At 62.1% G+C, this 18,166-nt stretch carries 14 protein-coding genes and 1 tRNA gene; all 15 read left to right on the forward strand.

Annotated elements, in window-relative coordinates; genetic code table 11:
• On the forward strand, positions 1–90 hold a 90-nt coding region (locus HWX31_RS34485; RefSeq protein ID WP_076604501.1), incomplete at its 5' end, for an EF-Tu C-terminal domain-related protein.
• 59 nt (positions 91–149) lie between these two features.
• Positions 150–225, forward strand: a tRNA-Trp gene (locus HWX31_RS34490).
• A 43-nt stretch (positions 226–268) separates the two neighbouring features.
• Positions 269–649 carry a preprotein translocase subunit SecE gene (gene secE / locus HWX31_RS34495; RefSeq protein WP_042582902.1) on the forward strand — a complete coding sequence of 127 codons (381 nt, stop codon included), beginning with the start codon at positions 269–271 and terminating at the stop codon, positions 647–649.
• A gap of 1 nt (position 650) precedes the next feature.
• On the forward strand, positions 651–1,208 hold the full coding sequence (gene nusG, locus HWX31_RS34500) for a transcription termination/antitermination protein NusG (protein WP_006765424.1): 558 nt from the start codon (positions 651–653) through the stop codon (positions 1,206–1,208).
• Between the two features lie 141 nt (positions 1,209–1,349).
• Complete coding sequence (rplK, locus tag HWX31_RS34505; protein WP_006400671.1) at positions 1,350–1,781, forward strand: 50S ribosomal protein L11; 432 nt, start codon at positions 1,350–1,352, stop codon at positions 1,779–1,781.
• Entirely contained in the window at positions 1,782–2,480 is a 699-nt protein-coding gene (rplA, locus tag HWX31_RS34510) for a 50S ribosomal protein L1 (protein WP_174959379.1), read from the forward strand.
• Positions 2,481–2,785: 305 nt separating this feature from the next.
• Positions 2,786–3,283, forward strand: a complete 498-nt coding sequence (gene rplJ, locus HWX31_RS34515) for a 50S ribosomal protein L10 (RefSeq protein ID WP_010092952.1) — start codon at positions 2,786–2,788, stop codon at positions 3,281–3,283.
• 72 nt (positions 3,284–3,355) lie between these two features.
• Entirely contained in the window at positions 3,356–3,730 is a 375-nt protein-coding gene (gene rplL, locus HWX31_RS34520; protein ID WP_006477198.1) for a 50S ribosomal protein L7/L12, read from the forward strand.
• Between the two features lie 367 nt (positions 3,731–4,097).
• The gene (gene rpoB, locus HWX31_RS34525; protein ID WP_174959381.1) at positions 4,098–8,204 is read left to right on the forward strand and encodes a DNA-directed RNA polymerase subunit beta; all 4,107 of its coding nucleotides are present in this window, start codon (positions 4,098–4,100) and stop codon (positions 8,202–8,204) included.
• Positions 8,205–8,225: 21 nt separating this feature from the next.
• On the forward strand, positions 8,226–12,473 hold the full coding sequence (gene rpoC, locus HWX31_RS34530; protein WP_095403269.1) for a DNA-directed RNA polymerase subunit beta': 4,248 nt from the start codon (positions 8,226–8,228) through the stop codon (positions 12,471–12,473).
• 234 nt (positions 12,474–12,707) lie between these two features.
• Positions 12,708–14,555, forward strand: a complete 1,848-nt coding sequence (gene recQ, locus HWX31_RS34535; protein WP_174959383.1) for a DNA helicase RecQ — start codon at positions 12,708–12,710, stop codon at positions 14,553–14,555.
• A 218-nt stretch (positions 14,556–14,773) separates the two neighbouring features.
• Positions 14,774–15,154, forward strand: coding sequence for a 30S ribosomal protein S12 (gene rpsL, locus HWX31_RS34540; protein ID WP_006400662.1), 381 nt, complete (start codon positions 14,774–14,776; stop codon positions 15,152–15,154).
• Between the two features lie 172 nt (positions 15,155–15,326).
• Positions 15,327–15,797 (forward strand): 30S ribosomal protein S7, encoded by a 471-nt coding sequence (gene rpsG / locus HWX31_RS34545; protein WP_006477195.1) that lies wholly within the window; start codon positions 15,327–15,329, stop codon positions 15,795–15,797.
• Between the two features lie 122 nt (positions 15,798–15,919).
• Complete coding sequence (gene fusA / locus HWX31_RS34550; RefSeq protein ID WP_006482929.1) at positions 15,920–18,022, forward strand: elongation factor G; 2,103 nt, start codon at positions 15,920–15,922, stop codon at positions 18,020–18,022.
• Between the two features lie 42 nt (positions 18,023–18,064).
• Positions 18,065–18,166 (forward strand): GTP-binding protein (locus tag HWX31_RS34555; RefSeq protein ID WP_033456734.1); only part of this gene is annotated, 102 nt, incomplete at its 3' end.

The raw sequence follows: 18,166 nt of genomic DNA on the forward strand, positions 1-18,166 counted from the left end.
CCGATCGCGATGGAAGAAGGTCTGCGCTTCGCAATCCGCGAAGGCGGCCGTACCGTCGGCGCGGGCGTCGTCGCCAAGATCATCGAGTAAGCCAGTTATTCGTTGATCGACAGTTTTGGGGCTGACGTTGGTCAGTCCCAACATGGTCTAGGGGTATAGCTCAACTGGCAGAGCGTCGGTCTCCAAAACCGAAGGTTGGGGGTTCGATTCCCTCTGCCCCTGCCAAAAAATCGCCACGTGTCCTACGTGGCATTTGTTTTAAGGTGTTATGGCGAATCCATCCGTCGAAACTGTAAATACCTCCGGCGATAAGCTGATGCTGGCCCTGGGTGTATTGTTGGTCTTGGCCGGATTCGTGGGCTTCTTCTGGCTGGGCGGTCAGGAGTGGTATATCCGCGGTGTCGCATTGGCGGTAGGGCTGATCGCCGGCGTGGCAGTCGGCCTGATGTCGGCGCCTGGCAAAGGCCTGATCGCATTTGCCAAGGATTCGTACAAGGAAGTCCGGAAGGTCGTTTGGCCCACCCGCAAGGAAGCAACGCAAACCACGCTCGTCGTGTTCGGTTTCGTGCTCGTGATGGCGATTTTCCTCTGGTTGAGCGACAAGTCCATCGAGTGGGTGATTTTCTCGGCGATTCTGGGTTGGAAATGATATGAGCGATACTCCGGCATCCCCGAGCGGAAAGCGTTGGTACGTTGTGCACGCCTACTCCGGCATGGAGAAGAGCGTGCAACGCGCGCTTCAGGAGCGCATTGAACGTGCCGGCATGCAGGACAAATTCGGTCAGATCCTGGTTCCGACCGAAGAAGTGGTCGAAGTCAAGGGTGGCCACAAGGCTGTGACGGAGCGTCGTTTCTTCCCCGGCTACGTGCTGGTGGAAATGGAAATGACGGACGAAACGTGGCACCTCGTGAAGAATACCGCGAAGGTCACCGGTTTCGTCGGCGGTGCGCGTAACCGCCCGACGCCGATTTCCCCCAAGGAAGTCGAGAAGATCATGTCGCAGATGCAGGAAGGCGTGGAGAAGCCGCGTCCGAAGACCCTGTTCGAGGTCGGCGAGATGGTTCGGGTCAAGGAAGGCCCGTTCACGGATTTCAATGGCACCGTCGAAGAAGTGAACTACGAAAAGTCGCGTGTGCGTGTGTCGGTCACCATCTTTGGCCGCGCTACTCCGGTCGAGCTCGAGTTCGGCCAGGTCGAAAAAGTTTGATCCCGATTCGGTGGGCAGCCTCGGCTGCCCACCTTCGCGCTTACGGCCCGCGTCATGGCTGTTGAGGAGCGTCAGTAGCCGAGCGGCGAACGCGCGTTATCACTCACCGAACGCCGCTTGGCGTTCCAACGAGGTTTTCAAATGGCAAAGAAGATTGTCGGCTTTATCAAGCTGCAGATCCCTGCAGGTAAAGCCAACCCGTCGCCGCCGGTCGGTCCGGCACTGGGCCAGCGCGGCCTGAACATCATGGAGTTCTGCAAGGCGTTCAACGCGCAGACTCAAGGCATGGAGCCGGGTCTGCCGGTGCCGGTGGTCATCACGGCATACGCTGACAAGAGCTTCACGTTCGTGATGAAGACGCCGCCGGCGACCGTCCTGATCAAGAAGGCGGCGAAGGTGGACAAGGGCTCGAGCAAGCCGCACACCGACAAGGTCGGTTCGATCACGCGCGCTCAAGCCGAAGAAATCGCGAAGACCAAGATGCCGGACCTCACGGCAGCTGATCTGGACGCAGCCGTTCGCACCATCGCTGGTAGCGCACGCTCGATGGGCATCACCGTGGAGGGTGTGTAAATGGCTAAGATCTCCAAGCGCCGTCAGGCATTTGCCGCCAAGGTCGACCGTCAGAAGCTGTACGCGATCGAAGACGCACTCGCACTCGTGAAGGAATGCGCGAGCGCGAAGTTCAACGAGTCGATCGACGTCGCAGTCCAGCTCGGCATCGATGCGAAGAAGTCGGACCAGGTCGTTCGTGGTTCGGTCGTTCTGCCGGCAGGTACGGGCAAGTCGGTTCGCGTTGCCGTGTTCGCGCAAGGCGAGAAGGCCGAGCAGGCACGTGCAGCAGGCGCGGAAATCGTCGGTATGGAAGACCTGGCTGAGCAGATCAAGGCTGGCCAGATGGACTTCGACATCGTGATCGCTTCGCCGGACACGATGCGTATCGTCGGTACGCTGGGCCAGATCCTCGGCCCGCGCGGCCTGATGCCGAACCCGAAGGTCGGCACCGTGACGCCGGACGTCGCGACCGCCGTCAAGAACGCGAAGGCTGGTCAGGTCCAGTTCCGCGTCGACAAGGCCGGTATCATCCACGCAACGATCGGCCGCGCATCGTTCGAGTCGGTCGCGCTGCGCTCCAACCTGTCCGCGCTGATCGAAGCGCTGCAGAAGGCGAAGCCGGCAACGAGCAAGGGCGTGTACCTGCGCAAGATCGCACTGTCGAGCACGATGGGCGTCGGCGTGCGTGTCGACCAGGCTACGCTGGCCGCGCAGTAAGCAAGAATTCGGGCCGCTTCGCGTCGCGTAGCGGCCCTAAAGGGCTTTGGGCGGTTGTTCGTGCAGTTCGCGGGCAACCGGTTATCAAAGACCGTTGGTGGGAACGCAGCAGTCGGGTGATCCCTTAATTCAAGCCAACGCAGATGGCGAACCCGAAAAAGTTTTGCAGTGGTGAAGCCGCAGGCCGCGAAGCGATTCGCGGCGTGAGGTGGAAATACTCCTAACGAGTCGGACGCCGTTGTTGAACGAGGTACGTGAGGTTCGCCATACCGGCAAGCTGAACGTATCGTTTCTGGAGGCTAACCGTGCCGCTTAATAGAGAAGACAAGCAAGCCGTCGTCGCTGAGGTTGCCGCGCAAGTCGCGAAGGCCCAGACCGTTGTGCTGGCTGAGTATCGTGGAATTGCGGTTGGCGATCTGACCACGCTGCGCGCGAAAGCGCGTGAGCAGAAGGTTTACCTGCGCGTTCTGAAGAACACGCTGGCGCGCCGCGCCGTTGAAGGTACGCCGTTTGCTCCGCTGGCAGAGCAGATGACTGGCCCCCTGATCTACGGCATCTCGGAAGATGCAATTGCTGCTGCTAAGGTCGTCAACGACTTCAGCAAGAGCAATGACAAGTTGGTCATCAAGGCTGGTTCGTTCGATGGCAAGGTGATGGACAAGGCTGGCGTGCAAGCGCTGGCAAGCATCCCGAGCCGCGAAGAACTGCTCTCGAAGCTGCTGTTCGTTATGCAATCGCCTGTTTCCGGCTTTGCGCGCGCTCTGGCCGCGCTGGCTGAGAAGAAGCAAGCCGAAGCTGCGTAATCACTACGCGCGAACGCACATCAGCGTCACTGATCGCTGGCTGTATCCGTATTCAATTTAGGAGTATTTCAAATGGCAATCGCAAAAGAAGACATCCTGGCAGCAGTCGAAGGGATGACCGTTCTGGAACTGAACGAACTGGTCAAGGCATTCGAAGAGAAGTTTGGCGTGTCGGCAGCTGCTGTTGCAGTCGCTGGCCCGGCAGGCGGCGGCGCTGCTGCTGCTGCTGAAGAGAAGACCGAGTTCACGGTCGTCCTGGCTGAAGCAGGCGCGAACAAGGTTTCCGTCATCAAGGCAGTTCGTGAACTGACGGGCCTGGGCCTGAAGGAAGCGAAGGACCTGGTTGACGGCGCACCGAAGCCCGTCAAGGAAGGCGTGGACAAGGCTGCTGCTGAAGAAGCCAAGAAGAAGCTGGAAGAAGCAGGCGCGAAGGTCGAAGTCAAGTAAGTTCCGACGCGCTGTGCGAAGGCTGGCGGTATTTCCACCGCCGGCCTTTTTGTGCTTTGTGGGGACGTTATTCTGGCACTCTTTCGGGAGCCCGAATAAACGCCCCCAGAAGCCAAAGATAACCGCCTAATCGTCGTGATTGGCGTTTCTCTTTGTCTTCTGAAGCGACTGCAGAAGGCAAGTTTGGTCGGGTAGCGGGCAACACAGGCATCCGCTGCCGTCAGCCAGCGGTTGGTAGCGGCCAACCACCAAGCTTCTCGGCTCGTTCAAGCCGTCGGACGGCCATCGGGTCTCAGTCGGTGAACACTCGGGTTTGACACGTCCAGGTATTCCGCCTCGATAGCACCCGCCGTGATTCGGAGATCGTATGCAATATTCCTTCACCGAGAAGAAGCGCATTCGCAAGAGTTTCGCGAAGCGCCCCATCGTTCACCAAGTTCCTTTCCTGCTGGCCACCCAGCTTGAATCATTCAGCACGTTTCTGCAAGCGGATGTGCTGACGGCGCAACGCAAGCCCGAGGGTTTGCAGGCCGCTTTCACATCCGTGTTTCCCATTGTTTCGCACAATGGCTTCGCGCGTCTCGAGTTCGTGAGCTACGCGCTGTCCTCGCCGGCGTTCAACATCAAGGAATGCCAACAGCGGGGTCTGACGTACTGTTCCGCGCTGCGCGCGAAGGTGCGTCTCGTCATCCTCGACAAGGAATCGCCGAACAAGCCGGTCGTCAAGGAAGTGAAGGAGCAGGAAGTGTACATGGGCGAAATTCCGCTCATGACGCCGACGGGCTCGTTCGTCATCAACGGCACCGAGCGTGTGATCGTCTCGCAGCTGCACCGTTCGCCGGGCGTGTTCTTCGAACACGACAAGGGCAAGACGCACAGCTCGGGCAAGCTGCTGTTCTCGGCACGGATCATTCCGTACCGCGGCTCGTGGCTCGACTTCGAATTCGATCCGAAGGACATCCTGTACTTCCGCGTCGACCGTCGCCGCAAGATGCCGGTCACGATCCTGCTGAAGGCGATCGGCCTCACGCCGGAACAGATCCTCGCGAATTTCTTCGTGTTCGACAACTTCACGCTGATGGACGAAGGCGCGCAACTCGAGTTCGTGCCGGAGCGTCTGCGCGGTGAAGTCGCGCGTTTCGACATCACGGATCGCGACGGCAAGGTCATCGTCCAGAAGGACAAGCGGATCAACGCGAAGCACATTCGCGACCTCGAGGCAGCGAAGACCAAGTTCATCTCGGTGCCGGAAGACTACCTGCTCGGCCGCGTGCTGGCGAAGAACGTCGTCGACGGCGACACCGGCGAAGTGATCGCGAACGCGAACGACGAAGTCACGGAAAGCGTGCTCGAGAAGCTGCGCGAAGCGGGCATCAAGGACATCCAGACGCTCTACACGAACGACCTGGATCAGGGCCCGTACATTTCGTCGACGCTGCGTGTCGACGAAACGACCGACAAGACGGCCGCGCGCATTGCGATCTATCGCATGATGCGTCCGGGCGAGCCGCCGACCGAAGAAGCGGTCGAGGCGCTGTTCAACCGCCTGTTCTACAGCGAAGAAGCGTACGACCTGTCGAAGGTCGGCCGCATGAAGTTCAACCGCCGCGTCGGCCGTGACGAGATCACCGGCCCGATGACGCTGCAGGACGACGACATCCTCGCGACGATCAAGATCCTCGTCGAGCTGCGCAACGGCAAGGGCGAAGTGGACGATATCGACCACCTCGGCAACCGTCGCGTGCGTTGCGTCGGCGAACTGGCGGAGAACCAGTTCCGCGCCGGTCTCGTGCGTGTCGAGCGCGCGGTCAAGGAACGCCTCGGCCAGGCCGAGAGCGAGAACCTGATGCCGCACGACCTGATCAACTCGAAGCCGATTTCGTCGGCGATCCGCGAGTTCTTCGGCTCGTCGCAGCTGTCGCAGTTCATGGACCAGACCAACCCGCTGTCGGAAATCACGCACAAGCGTCGCGTTTCCGCACTGGGCCCGGGCGGTCTGACGCGCGAACGCGCAGGCTTCGAAGTCCGCGACGTGCACCCGACCCACTACGGCCGCGTGTGCCCGATCGAAACGCCGGAAGGTCCGAACATCGGCCTGATCAACTCGCTCGCTCTGTACGCGCACCTGAACGAGTACGGCTTCCTCGAGACGCCGTACCGCAAGGTCGTGGACAGCAAGGTGACCGACCAGATCGACTACCTGTCGGCGATCGAGGAAGGCCGCTACATGATCGCGCAGGCGAACGCCGCGATCGACGAGAGCGGCACGCTGATCGACGAACTCGTGTCGTCGCGTGAAGCCGGCGAAACGATGATGGTCACGCCGGACCGCATCCAGTACATGGACGTCGCGCCGTCGCAGATCGTGTCGGTCGCAGCCTCGCTGATTCCGTTCCTCGAGCACGATGACGCGAACCGTGCACTGATGGGCTCGAACATGCAGCGTCAGGCCGTGCCGTGTCTGCGTCCGGAGAAGCCGGTCGTCGGTACGGGCATCGAGCGCACCTGCGCGGTCGACTCGGGCACGACGGTCCAGGCGTTCCGCGGCGGCGTCGTCGACTATGTCGACGCAGGCCGTATCGTGATTCGCGTGAACGACGACGAAGCGGTCGCGGGTGAAGTCGGTGTCGACATCTACAACCTGATCAAGTACACGCGTTCGAACCAGAACACGAACATCAACCAGCGTCCGATCGTGAAGATGGGCGACAAGGTCTCGCGCGGCGACGTGCTGGCCGACGGCGCCTCGACGGACCTGGGCGAGCTCGCGCTCGGCCAGAACATGCTGATCGCGTTCATGCCGTGGAACGGCTACAACTTCGAGGATTCGATCCTGATCTCGGAGAAGGTCGTGGCCGACGATCGCTACACGTCGATCCACATCGAAGAGCTGAACGTCGTTGCACGTGACACGAAGCTCGGGCCGGAAGAAATCACGCGCGACATCTCGAACCTGGCGGAAGTCCAGCTCGGCCGTCTCGACGAATCGGGCATCGTGTACATCGGTGCGGAAGTCGAAGCGGGCGACGTGCTGGTCGGCAAGGTCACGCCGAAGGGCGAGACCCAGCTGACGCCGGAAGAGAAGCTGCTGCGCGCGATCTTCGGCGAGAAGGCGTCGGACGTGAAGGACACGTCGCTGCGCGTGCCGTCGGGCATGAGCGGCACCGTGATCGACGTCCAGGTGTTCACGCGTGAAGGCATCCAGCGCGACAAGCGTGCGCAACAGATCATCGACGACGAACTGAAGCGCTATCGCCTCGACCTGAACGACCAGCTGCGCATCGTGGAAGGCGACGCGTTCCAGCGTCTCGCGCGCATGCTCGTGGGCAAGGTCGCGAACGGCGGTCCGAAGAAGCTCGCGAAGGGCACGAAGATCGACCAGGCTTACCTGGAAGACCTCGACCACTACCACTGGTTCGACATCCGCCTGGCGGACGACGAGGCGGCGGTGCAGCTCGAAGCGATCAAGAACTCGATCGAAGAGAAGCGTCACCAGTTCGACCTCGCGTTCGAAGAGAAGCGCAAGAAGCTCACGCAAGGCGACGAACTGCCGCCGGGCGTGCTGAAGATGGTCAAGGTGTACCTCGCGGTGAAGCGCCGCCTGCAGCCTGGCGACAAGATGGCAGGCCGTCACGGCAACAAGGGTGTCGTGTCGAAGATTGTTCCGATCGAAGACATGCCGTACATGGCCGACGGCCGTCCGGCAGACGTCGTGCTGAACCCGCTCGGCGTGCCGTCGCGGATGAACGTGGGTCAGGTTCTGGAAGTGCACCTCGGCTGGGCCGCGAAGGGCCTCGGCTGGCGTATCGGCGAAATGCTGCAGCGTCAGGCGAAGATCGAGGAGCTGCGCGTGTTCCTGACGAAGATCTACAACGAGTCGGGTCGCCAGGAAGATCTGGAAAGCTTCACCGACGACGAGATCCTCGAACTCGCGAAGAACCTGCGCGAAGGCGTGCCGTTCGCAACGCCGGTGTTCGACGGTGCGACCGAGGAAGAAATGGGCAAGATGCTCGACCTCGCGTTCCCGGACGACATCGCGGAACAGCTCGGCATGAACCCGTCGAAGAACCAGGTCCGCCTGTACGACGGCCGCACGGGTGAAATGTTCGAACGTCGCGTGACGCTCGGCTACATGCACTACCTGAAGCTGCACCACTTGGTCGACGACAAGATGCACGCGCGTTCGACCGGCCCGTACTCGCTCGTCACGCAGCAGCCGCTGGGTGGTAAGGCGCAGTTCGGTGGCCAGCGTTTCGGTGAAATGGAAGTGTGGGCACTCGAAGCGTACGGCGCGTCCTACGTGCTGCAGGAAATGCTGACGGTGAAGTCGGACGACGTGAACGGCCGGACCAAGGTCTATGAGAACCTGGTCAAGGGCGATCACGTGATCGATGCAGGCATGCCGGAATCCTTCAACGTGCTCGTGAAGGAAATCCGCTCGCTCGGTATCGATATCGATCTCGACCGCAATTAATCGGACTACGGAGAGAAAGCAATGAAAGCTCTGCTCGATCTATTCAAGCAAGTCCAACAGGAAGAAGTTTTCGACGCGATCAAGATCGGTCTGGCTTCGCCTGACAAGATCCGTTCGTGGTCGTTCGGCGAAGTGAAGAAGCCGGAGACCATCAACTACCGTACGTTCAAGCCGGAACGCGATGGTCTGTTCTGCGCGAAGATCTTCGGGCCGATCAAGGACTACGAGTGCCTGTGCGGCAAGTACAAGCGCCTGAAGCACCGCGGCGTGATCTGCGAGAAGTGCGGCGTCGAAGTGACGCTGGCGAAGGTGCGTCGCGAACGCATGGGCCACATCGAGCTGGCCTCGCCGGTCGCGCACATCTGGTTCCTGAAGTCGCTGCCGTCGCGTCTGGGCATGGTGCTCGACATGACGCTGCGCGACATCGAGCGCGTGCTGTACTTCGAAGCGTACGTGGTGATCGAACCGGGCATGACGCCGCTGAAGGCGCGGCAGATCATGACCGAAGAGGATTACTACAACAAGGTCGAGGAATACGGCGACGAATTCCGTGCCGAGATGGGCGCGGAAGGCGTGCGTGAACTGCTGCGCGCGATCAACATCGACGAGCAGGTGGAGACGCTGCGCACCGAGCTGAAGAACACCGGCTCGGAAGCGAAGATCAAGAAGTACGCGAAGCGCCTGAAGGTCCTCGAGGCATTCCAGCGCTCGGGCATCAAGCCCGAGTGGATGATCCTCGAAGTGCTGCCGGTGCTGCCGCCGGAACTGCGTCCGCTCGTGCCGCTGGACGGCGGCCGTTTCGCGACGTCGGACCTGAACGATCTGTATCGCCGCGTGATCAACCGTAACAACCGGTTGAAGCGTCTGCTCGAGCTGAAGGCGCCGGAAATCATCGTCCGCAACGAAAAGCGGATGCTGCAGGAAGCCGTCGACTCGCTGCTCGACAACGGCCGCCGCGGCAAGGCGATGACGGGCGCGAACAAGCGTCCGCTGAAGTCGCTCGCCGACATGATCAAGGGCAAGGGCGGTCGTTTCCGTCAGAACCTGCTGGGCAAGCGCGTCGACTACTCGGGCCGTTCGGTCATCGTGGTCGGCCCGACGCTGAAGCTGCACCAGTGCGGCCTGCCGAAGCTGATGGCGCTCGAGCTGTTCAAGCCGTTCATCTTCAACAAGCTGGAAGTGATGGGCGTTGCTACGACCATCAAGGCTGCGAAGAAGGAAGTCGAGAACCAGACGCCGGTCGTGTGGGACATCCTCGAAGAGGTGATCCGCGAGCACCCGGTGATGCTGAACCGTGCGCCGACGCTGCACCGTCTCGGCATCCAGGCGTTCGAGCCCGTGCTGATCGAAGGCAAGGCGATCCAGCTGCACCCGCTCGTCTGCGCGGCGTTCAACGCCGACTTCGACGGTGACCAGATGGCCGTTCACGTGCCGCTGTCGCTCGAAGCGCAGATGGAAGCGCGCACGCTGATGCTTGCGTCGAACAACGTGCTGTTCCCGGCCAACGGCGATCCGTCGATCGTGCCGTCGCAGGATATCGTGCTGGGTCTGTACTACGCGACCCGCGAGGCGATCAACGCGAAGGGCGAAGGCCTGTCGTTCACCGGCGTGTCGGAAGTGCTCCGCGCGTACGAGAACAAGGAAGTCGAGCTCGCATCGCGCGTCAACGTGCGGATCACCGAAATGGTCCACAACGAGGACAAGTCGGAAGGCGCGCCGGCGTTCGTGCCGAAGATCACGCTGTACGCGACGACCGTCGGCCGCGCGATCCTGTCGGAGATCCTGCCGCACGGGCTGCCGTTCTCGGTGCTGAACAAGCCGCTGAAGAAGAAGGAAATCTCGCGCCTGATCAACACGGCGTTCCGCAAGTGCGGGCTGCGCGCGACGGTGGTGTTCGCCGATCAGCTGATGCAGTCGGGCTTCCGTCTCGCGACGCGCGCCGGCATCTCGATCTGCGTCGACGACATGCTCGTGCCGCCGCAGAAGGAAACGATCGTCGGCGACGCCGCGAAGAAGGTGAAGGAGTACGACCGTCAGTACATGTCGGGTCTCGTCACCGCGCAGGAACGCTACAACAACGTGGTCGACATCTGGTCGGCGACGTCGGAAGCGGTCGGCAAGGCGATGATGGAGCAGCTGTCGACGGAGCCGGTGACGGACCGCGACGGCAACGAGACGCGCCAGGAATCGTTCAACTCGATCTACATGATGGCCGACTCGGGCGCCCGGGGTTCGGCGGTGCAGATTCGTCAGCTGGCCGGTATGCGCGGCCTGATGGCGAAGCCGGACGGCTCGATTATCGAGACGCCGATTACCGCGAACTTCCGCGAAGGCCTGAACGTGTTGCAGTACTTCATCTCGACCCACGGTGCACGTAAGGGTCTGGCTGATACGGCACTGAAGACCGCGAACTCGGGTTACCTGACGCGTCGTCTCGTCGACGTGACGCAGGATCTGGTCGTGGTCGAGGACGATTGCGGCACGTCGAACGGCGTCGCGATGAAGGCGCTGGTCGAAGGCGGTGAAGTCGTCGAAGCGCTGCGCGACCGTATCCTCGGCCGCGTCGCGGTGGCGGATGTCGTCAATCCGGAAACGCAGGAAACGCTGTACGAATCGGGCACGCTGCTCGACGAAACCGCGGTGGAAGACATCGAGCGCCTCGGCATCGACGAAGTGCGCGTGCGCACGCCGCTGACCTGCGAAACGCGCTACGGCCTGTGCGCGGCCTGCTACGGCCGCGACCTTGGCCGCGGCTCGCTCGTGAACGTCGGCGAAGCGGTCGGCGTGATCGCCGCGCAGTCGATCGGCGAACCGGGCACGCAGCTGACGATGCGTACGTTCCACATCGGTGGTGCGGCATCGCGTGCGGCAGTGGCGTCGTCGGTCGAAGCGAAGAGCAACGGTATCGTGCGCTTCACGGCCACGATGCGTTACGTGACGAACGCGAAGGGCGAGCAGATCGTCATCTCCCGTTCGGGCGAGGCGCTGATCACCGACGATATCGGCCGCGAGCGCGAGCGTCACAAGATCCCGTACGGCGCGACGCTGCTGCAGCTCGACGGCGCGGCGATCAAGGCCGGCACGCAGCTGGCGACGTGGGACCCGATGACGCGTCCGATCATCACCGAGTACGGTGGTACGGTGAAGTTCGAGAACGTCGAGGAAGGCGTGACGGTCGCGAAGCAGATCGACGACGTGACCGGCCTGTCGACCCTCGTCGTGATCGACGTGAAGCGCCGCGGTTCGCAAGCTTCGAAGAGCGTGCGTCCGCAGGTGAAGCTGCTCGACGCGAACGGCGACGAAGTGAAGATCCCGGGCACGGAGCACGCGGTGCAGATCGGCTTCCAGGTCGGCGCACTGATCACCGTGAAGGACGGCCAGCAGGTGCAGGTGGGTGAAGTGCTCGCACGTATCCCGACCGAAGCGCAGAAGACGCGTGACATTACCGGCGGTCTGCCGCGGGTGGCGGAGCTGTTCGAAGCGCGTTCGCCGAAGGATGCGGGCATTCTCGCGGAAGTCACCGGCACGACGTCGTTCGGCAAGGACACGAAGGGCAAGCAGCGTCTCGTCATCACGGACCTCGAGGGCAACCAGCACGAGTTCCTGATCGCGAAGGAAAAGCAGGTTCTGGTTCACGATGCCCAGGTCGTCAACAAGGGCGAAATGATCGTGGACGGCCCGGCCGATCCGCACGACATCCTGCGTCTGCAGGGTATCGAGGCGCTGTCGCGCTACATCGTCGACGAAGTGCAGGACGTGTACCGTCTGCAGGGCGTGAAGATCAACGACAAGCACATCGAGGTGATCGTTCGCCAGATGCTGCGTCGTGTGCAGATCACCGACAACGGTGATACGCGCTTCATCCCGGGCGAGCAGGTCGAGCGTTCGGACATGCTGGACGAAAACGACCGCATGATCGCCGAAGACAAGCGTCCGGCGTCGTACGACAACGTGCTCCTCGGTATCACGAAGGCGTCGCTGTCGACCGACTCGTTCATCTCCGCGGCATCGTTCCAGGAAACGACCCGCGTGCTGACCGAAGCGGCGATCATGGGCAAGCGCGACGATCTGCGCGGCCTGAAGGAAAACGTGATCGTCGGCCGTCTGATCCCGGCCGGTACCGGTCTCGCGTTCCACAAGGCGCGCAAGGCGAAGGAATCGTCGGATCGCGAGCGTTTCGACCAGATCGCAGCGGAAGAGGCGTTCGATTTCGGCACGCCGAGCACGCCTGCTGCGGAAGAGCCGCAACAGCATCCGGCAGCCGAGTAAGCGCGGGCGGCGCGAGCCGCCTCGCTACGCTGTCGCTGAAACCGCCCAGTTTCGACTGGGCGGTTTTTTTTGTCCGTCGTTCACGCGCATGACGGGCTTGGGAGCCTCCTGCCGCAGGCCCGTCATGCGCGCGAACGGAACCCGTCCGGATGGCCAACGTTGCGCGATTCGCCGCGCGATCCGCGAGCGGGTTGTTAAAATCCGGGTCATCGTTTGCCGTCCTCGTTCTCATTCATGTCCCGCGCCCTCGAAATTCTCGACGAAGTCTTTGGTTATTCCGCGTTTCGCGGCCAGCAGGGCGAGATCGTCGAGCACGTCGCCGGCGGTGGCGATTGCCTCGTGCTGATGCCGACGGGCGGCGGCAAGTCGCTGTGCTATCAGATTCCCGCGCTGCTGCGCCGCGAGGCCGGGCAGGGCGCGGGCATCGTCGTGTCGCCGCTGATCGCGCTGATGCAGGACCAGGTCGCCGCGCTCTCGGAAGTCGGCGTGCGCGCGGCCTACCTGAACTCGACGCTGTCCGGCGCGGAGGCGGCCGCCACCGAGCGCGCACTGCGCGAAGGCGACATCGACCTGCTGTACGTCGCGCCCGAGCGGCTGATGACGGGGCGCTTCCTCGACCTGCTCGACCGCGCGAAGATCGGCCTGTTCGCGATCGACGAAGCGCACTGCGTGTCGCAATGGGGGCACGATTTCCGCCCCGAATACATCCAGCTGTCGGTGCTGCACGAGCGCTTTCCGACGGTGCCGCGCATCGCGCTGACGGCCACCGCCGACGCGATCACGCGCGACGAGATCGTCCATCGCCTCGCGCTCGACGATGCGCGCGTGTTCGTGTCGAGCTTCGACCGGCCGAACATCCGCTACCGGATCGTCGAGAAGGACAATGCGCGCGCGCAGCTGCTCGACTTCATCCGCGCCGAGCATACGAACGCCGACGGCACGACCGACGCCGGCGTCGTGTACTGCCTGTCGCGGCGCAAGGTCGAGGAAACGGCCGAATGGCTGAAGTTGCAGGGCGTGCGCGCGCTGCCGTATCACGCGGGGATGGAATTCGAGGTGCGCCAGAAGCACCAGGAGATGTTCCAGCGCGAAGAGGGCATCGTGATGTGCGCGACGATCGCGTTCGGGATGGGCATCGACAAGCCGGACGTGCGCTTCGTCGCCCACCTCGACCTGCCGAAGAGCGTCGAGGGCTATTACCAGGAAACCGGCCGCGCGGGCCGCGACGGCCTGCCTGCGAATGCCTGGATGGCGTACGGCCTCGGCGACGTCGTCCAGCAGCGCAAGATGATCGACGAGTCCGATGCGGACGACGCGCACAAGCGCGTGCAGACGTCGAAGCTCGACGCGCTGCTCGGCCTGTGCGAGACGATCTCGTGCCGCCGCGTGCGCCTGCTGAACTATTTCGGCGAAGCCAGCCAGCCGTGCGGTAACTGCGATACGTGCATCGAGCCGCCTGATTCATGGGACGCGACGCGCGAGGCGCAGATGGCGCTGTCGTGCGCGTTTCGCGCGCAGCGCGCGAGCGGCTTCAACTTCGGCGCGAGCCACCTGATCGAGATCCTGCGCGGCAGCCGCAACGAGAAGATCCTGCAGCGCGGCCACGACACGCTCAGCACGTTCGGGATCGGCGCGTCGCTGTCCGAGCCGGAATGGCGGGCGATCTTCCGGCAGCTCGTCGCGTACGGCTACCTGGCCGTCGACCACGGCGGCTTCGGTGCGCTGGTGCTGACCGAAGCCGCGAAGCCGGTGCTCAAGGGCGAGGAAAAGGTCACGCTGCGGCGCTACGTGAAGCCGCAGCGCACGCGCCAGTCGTCGAGCCGCAGCGGTACACGCGTCGACCCGACGACCGGCATGAGCACGCGCGAACGCGCGCGCTGGGAGGCGCTGCGCGCGTGGCGCGCGGAGACGGCCAAGACCGACGGCGTGCCGGCTTACGTGATCTTCCACGATGCGACCCTGGCCGAGATCGCGCGCAACGCGCCGGAGACGATCGACGATCTGCGCCATATTCCGGGCATGGGTATCCGCAAGCTCGAGCGTTTCGGCGACGAGATCATCGACGTCGTCGAATCCGCCTGACGGGATCGTTTCCCGCCCCCGGCCGCGCAGCCGGAAAATCACGCAAGCCGTTGACTTGCTTGGCATTTCCGGAATATGATGCTAGGTTCCGGTTCTTGGTGGGACGGGGTGCGTGCGAAAGTTCGTGCCCGTTTTCCGGATCCGGAGGTCAATCGCACCTCGATTCTCGCTTTGCCCGAAATCGATGTGCGGATTTTGTTCAATTTCAGGAATAAACAATGCCAACCATCAACCAACTGGTTCGCAAAGGCCGTCAGTCGGAAACGACGAAGAGCAAGAGCCCGGCCCTGCAGGACTGCCCCCAGCGTCGCGGCGTGTGCACCCGTGTGTACACGACGACGCCGAAGAAGCCGAACTCGGCACTCCGTAAGGTCGCCAAGGTTCGTCTGACGAACGGCTTCGAAGTGATTTCGTACATCGGCGGTGAAGGCCACAACCTGCAGGAACACTCGGTTGTGCTGATCCGCGGCGGCCGTGTGAAGGACTTGCCGGGTGTGCGTTACCACATGGTTCGCGGCTCGCTGGATACCCAGGGCGTCAAGGACCGTAAGCAGGCGCGCTCGAAGTACGGCGCGAAGCGTGCAAAGGCTGCCAAGTAAGCAGTTTTTGATCAAGGATCGCCGCACGGCGGTCAAGGCGGGAGTGCCGGATTGCCGGTGCTGTCGAGTAAGTGGTCACCCGGCCAAGCTGGTTAGTCGTGAAGATGTGATCGGGTTTGTTGGTGGCCGCGGGGCTGGATACAGCTCCAACTGAACAAGTAAAGGAAGAATCATGCCGCGTCGTCGCGAAGTCCCCAAGCGGGAAGTGTTGCCGGATCCGAAGTTCGGTAACGTTGATGTTGCCAAGTTCATGAACATGCTGATGCTGTCCGGCAAGAAGTCGGTCGCAGAGCGCATCGTTTATGGCGCATTCGAACAGATCCAGACCAAGGGTGGCAAGGACCCGCTGGAAGTGTTCACGGTTGCGCTCAACAACGTGAAGCCGGTGGTCGAAGTGAAGAGCCGTCGCGTTGGTGGTGCCAACTATCAAGTTCCGGTCGAAGTGCGCCCGTCGCGTCGTATGGCATTGGCGATGCGCTGGCTGCGTGAGGCTGCGAAGAAGCGCAGCGAGAAGTCGATGGCTCTGCGTCTTGCTGGCGAACTGTCCGAAGCGGCCGAAGGCCGTGGCGGCGCGATGAAGAAGCGCGATGAGGTTCACCGCATGGCGGAAGCCAACCGCGCATTCTCGCATTTCCGTTTCTAAGCGCCAGGCTGGGCTTTTAGCGGAAAAAATTCCGGGCGGGTGCGCTTTCCAAGCGCCTCGCCCGTTTGTGTTGAGGCGTGATGCGACAGGGTCGCATCACGCCAACCCAGTAGAGGATCAAAGTGGCTCGCAAGACTCCCATCGAGCGCTACCGCAACATCGGTATTAGCGCTCACATCGACGCCGGCAAGACGACGACGACCGAGCGCATTCTGTTTTACACCGGCGTGAACCACAAGATTGGTGAAGTTCACGACGGTGCAGCAACGATGGACTGGATGGAGCAGGAGCAGGAGCGTGGCATCACGATCACGTCCGCTGCTACCACGGCCTTCTGGAAGGGCATGGGCGGCAACTATCCGGAACACCGCATCAACATCATCGACACCCCGGGTCACGTCGACTTCACGATCGAAGTCGAGCGTTCGATGCGCGTGCTCGACGGCGCGTGCATGGTGTACTGCGCAGTGGGCGGCGTGCAGCCGCAGTCGGAAACGGTGTGGCGCCAGGCGAACAAGTACAAGGTGCCGCGTCTCGCGTTCGTCAACAAGATGGACCGTACCGGCGCGAACTTCTTCAAGGTCTACGACCAGCTCCGTCTGCGCCTGAAGGCGAACCCGGTTCCGGTCGTGGTGCCGATCGGCGCGGAAGAAAACTTCAAGGGCGTCGTCGATCTGATCAAGATGAAGGCGATCATTTGGGACGAAGCGTCGCAAGGCACGAAGTTCGACTACGTCGACATCCCGGCCGAGCTCGCAGAGACCTGCAAGGAATGGCGCGAGAAGATGGTCGAAGTGGCTGCTGAAGCCAGCGAAGACCTGATGAACAAGTACCTGGAAGAAGGCGATCTGCCGGAAGCCGACATCGTCAAGGCGCTGCGTGATCGTACGATCGCGTGCGAAATCCAGCCGATGCTGTGCGGTACCGCGTTCAAGAACAAGGGCGTGCAGCGTATGCTCGACGCCGTGATCGACTTCCTGCCGTCGCCGGTCGACATCCCGCCGGTCAAGGGCGAACTCGAAAACGGCGAAGAAGCAGAGCGCAAGGCATCGGACGAAGAGAAGTTCTCGTCGCTCGCGTTCAAGATCATGACCGACCCGTTCGTCGGCCAGCTGATCTTCTTCCGCGTGTACTCGGGCGTCGTCAACTCGGGCGACACGCTGCTGAACTCGACCAAGGGCAAGAAGGAACGCCTCGGCCGTATTCTGCAGATGCACGCGAACCAGCGTGAAGAAATCAAGGAAGTCCGTGCAGGCGACATCGCTGCTGCGGTCGGCCTGAAGGAAGCGACCACCGGCGACACGCTGTGCGATCCGGCAAACCCGATCGTGCTCGAGCGCATGGTGTTCCCGGAGCCGGTGATTTCGCAGGCTGTCGAGCCGAAGACCAAGGCTGACCAGGAAAAGATGGGTCTGGCGCTGAACCGTCTGGCACAGGAAGATCCGTCGTTCCGCGTGCAGACCGACGAAGAGTCGGGCCAGACCATCATTTCGGGCATGGGCGAGCTCCACCTCGAAATTTTGGTCGACCGGATGAAGCGTGAGTTCGGCGTGGAAGCAACCGTCGGCAAGCCGCAGGTTGCGTACCGCGAAACGATCCGCTCGACGGCGAAGGACGTCGACGGCAAGTTCGTCAAGCAGTCGGGTGGTCGCGGCCAGTACGGTCACGCGGTCATCACGCTCGAGCCGAACGAACAAGGCAAGGGCTACGAGTTCTTCGACGAGATCAAGGGTGGTGTGATTCCGCGTGAATACATCCCGGCGGTCGACAAGGGTATCCAGGACACGCTGAAGTCGGGCGTGCTGGCTGGCTTCCCGGTCGTCGACGTGAAGGTTCACCTGACGTTCGGTTCGTACCACGACGTTGACTCGAACGAAAACGCGTTCCGCATGGCCGGTTCGATGGCGTTCAAGGAAGCAATGCGCAAGGCGAACCCGGTCGTCCTCGAGCCGATGATGGCCGTCGAAGTCGAAACGCCGGAAGACTACATGGGCAACGTGATGGGCGACCTGTCGGGCCGTCGCGGTATCGTCCAGGGCATGGAAGACATGGTTGGCGGCGGCAAGATCGTGCGCGCCGAAGTGCCGCTGTCGGAAATGTTCGGTTACTCGACGTCGCTGCGCTCGCTGACGCAAGGTCGTGCAACGTACACGATGGAGTTCAAGCACTACGCTGAAGCTCCGCGCAACGTTGCTGAAGCGATCATCAGCGCGAAGTCGAAGTAAATCTGCAGCTATCAACCGATTAATCATTGAAAGAAGAGAATCATGGCAAAAGGTAAATTCGAGCGGACCAAGCCGCACGTGAACGTTGGTACGATTGGTCACGTTGACCACGGCAAGACGACGCTGACGGCGGCGATCACGACC

Source organism: Burkholderia ubonensis (genome assembly GCF_902833085.1).
In the GTDB taxonomy this organism is placed as follows: Bacteria; Pseudomonadota; Gammaproteobacteria; order Burkholderiales; family Burkholderiaceae; genus Burkholderia; species Burkholderia ubonensis.

What these genes read in the sequence shown, in the direction of transcription:
- rpoB (WP_174959381.1), top strand. Translation starts at nt 4,098, where the DNA reads ATGCAATATTCCTTCACCGAGAAGAAGCGCATTCGCAAGAGTTTCGCG.
- rplK (WP_006400671.1), top strand. Translation starts at nt 1,350, where the DNA reads ATGGCAAAGAAGATTGTCGGCTTTATCAAGCTGCAGATCCCTGCAGGT.
- rpsL (WP_006400662.1), top strand. Translation starts at nt 14,774, where the DNA reads ATGCCAACCATCAACCAACTGGTTCGCAAAGGCCGTCAGTCGGAAACG.
- rplA (WP_174959379.1), top strand. Translation starts at nt 1,782, where the DNA reads ATGGCTAAGATCTCCAAGCGCCGTCAGGCATTTGCCGCCAAGGTCGAC.
- rpsG (WP_006477195.1), top strand. Translation starts at nt 15,327, where the DNA reads ATGCCGCGTCGTCGCGAAGTCCCCAAGCGGGAAGTGTTGCCGGATCCG.
- rplL (WP_006477198.1), top strand. Translation starts at nt 3,356, where the DNA reads ATGGCAATCGCAAAAGAAGACATCCTGGCAGCAGTCGAAGGGATGACC.
- secE (WP_042582902.1), top strand. Translation starts at nt 269, where the DNA reads ATGGCGAATCCATCCGTCGAAACTGTAAATACCTCCGGCGATAAGCTG.
- nusG (WP_006765424.1), top strand. Translation starts at nt 651, where the DNA reads ATGAGCGATACTCCGGCATCCCCGAGCGGAAAGCGTTGGTACGTTGTG.
- recQ (WP_174959383.1), top strand. Translation starts at nt 12,708, where the DNA reads ATGTCCCGCGCCCTCGAAATTCTCGACGAAGTCTTTGGTTATTCCGCG.
- rpoC (WP_095403269.1), top strand. Translation starts at nt 8,226, where the DNA reads ATGAAAGCTCTGCTCGATCTATTCAAGCAAGTCCAACAGGAAGAAGTT.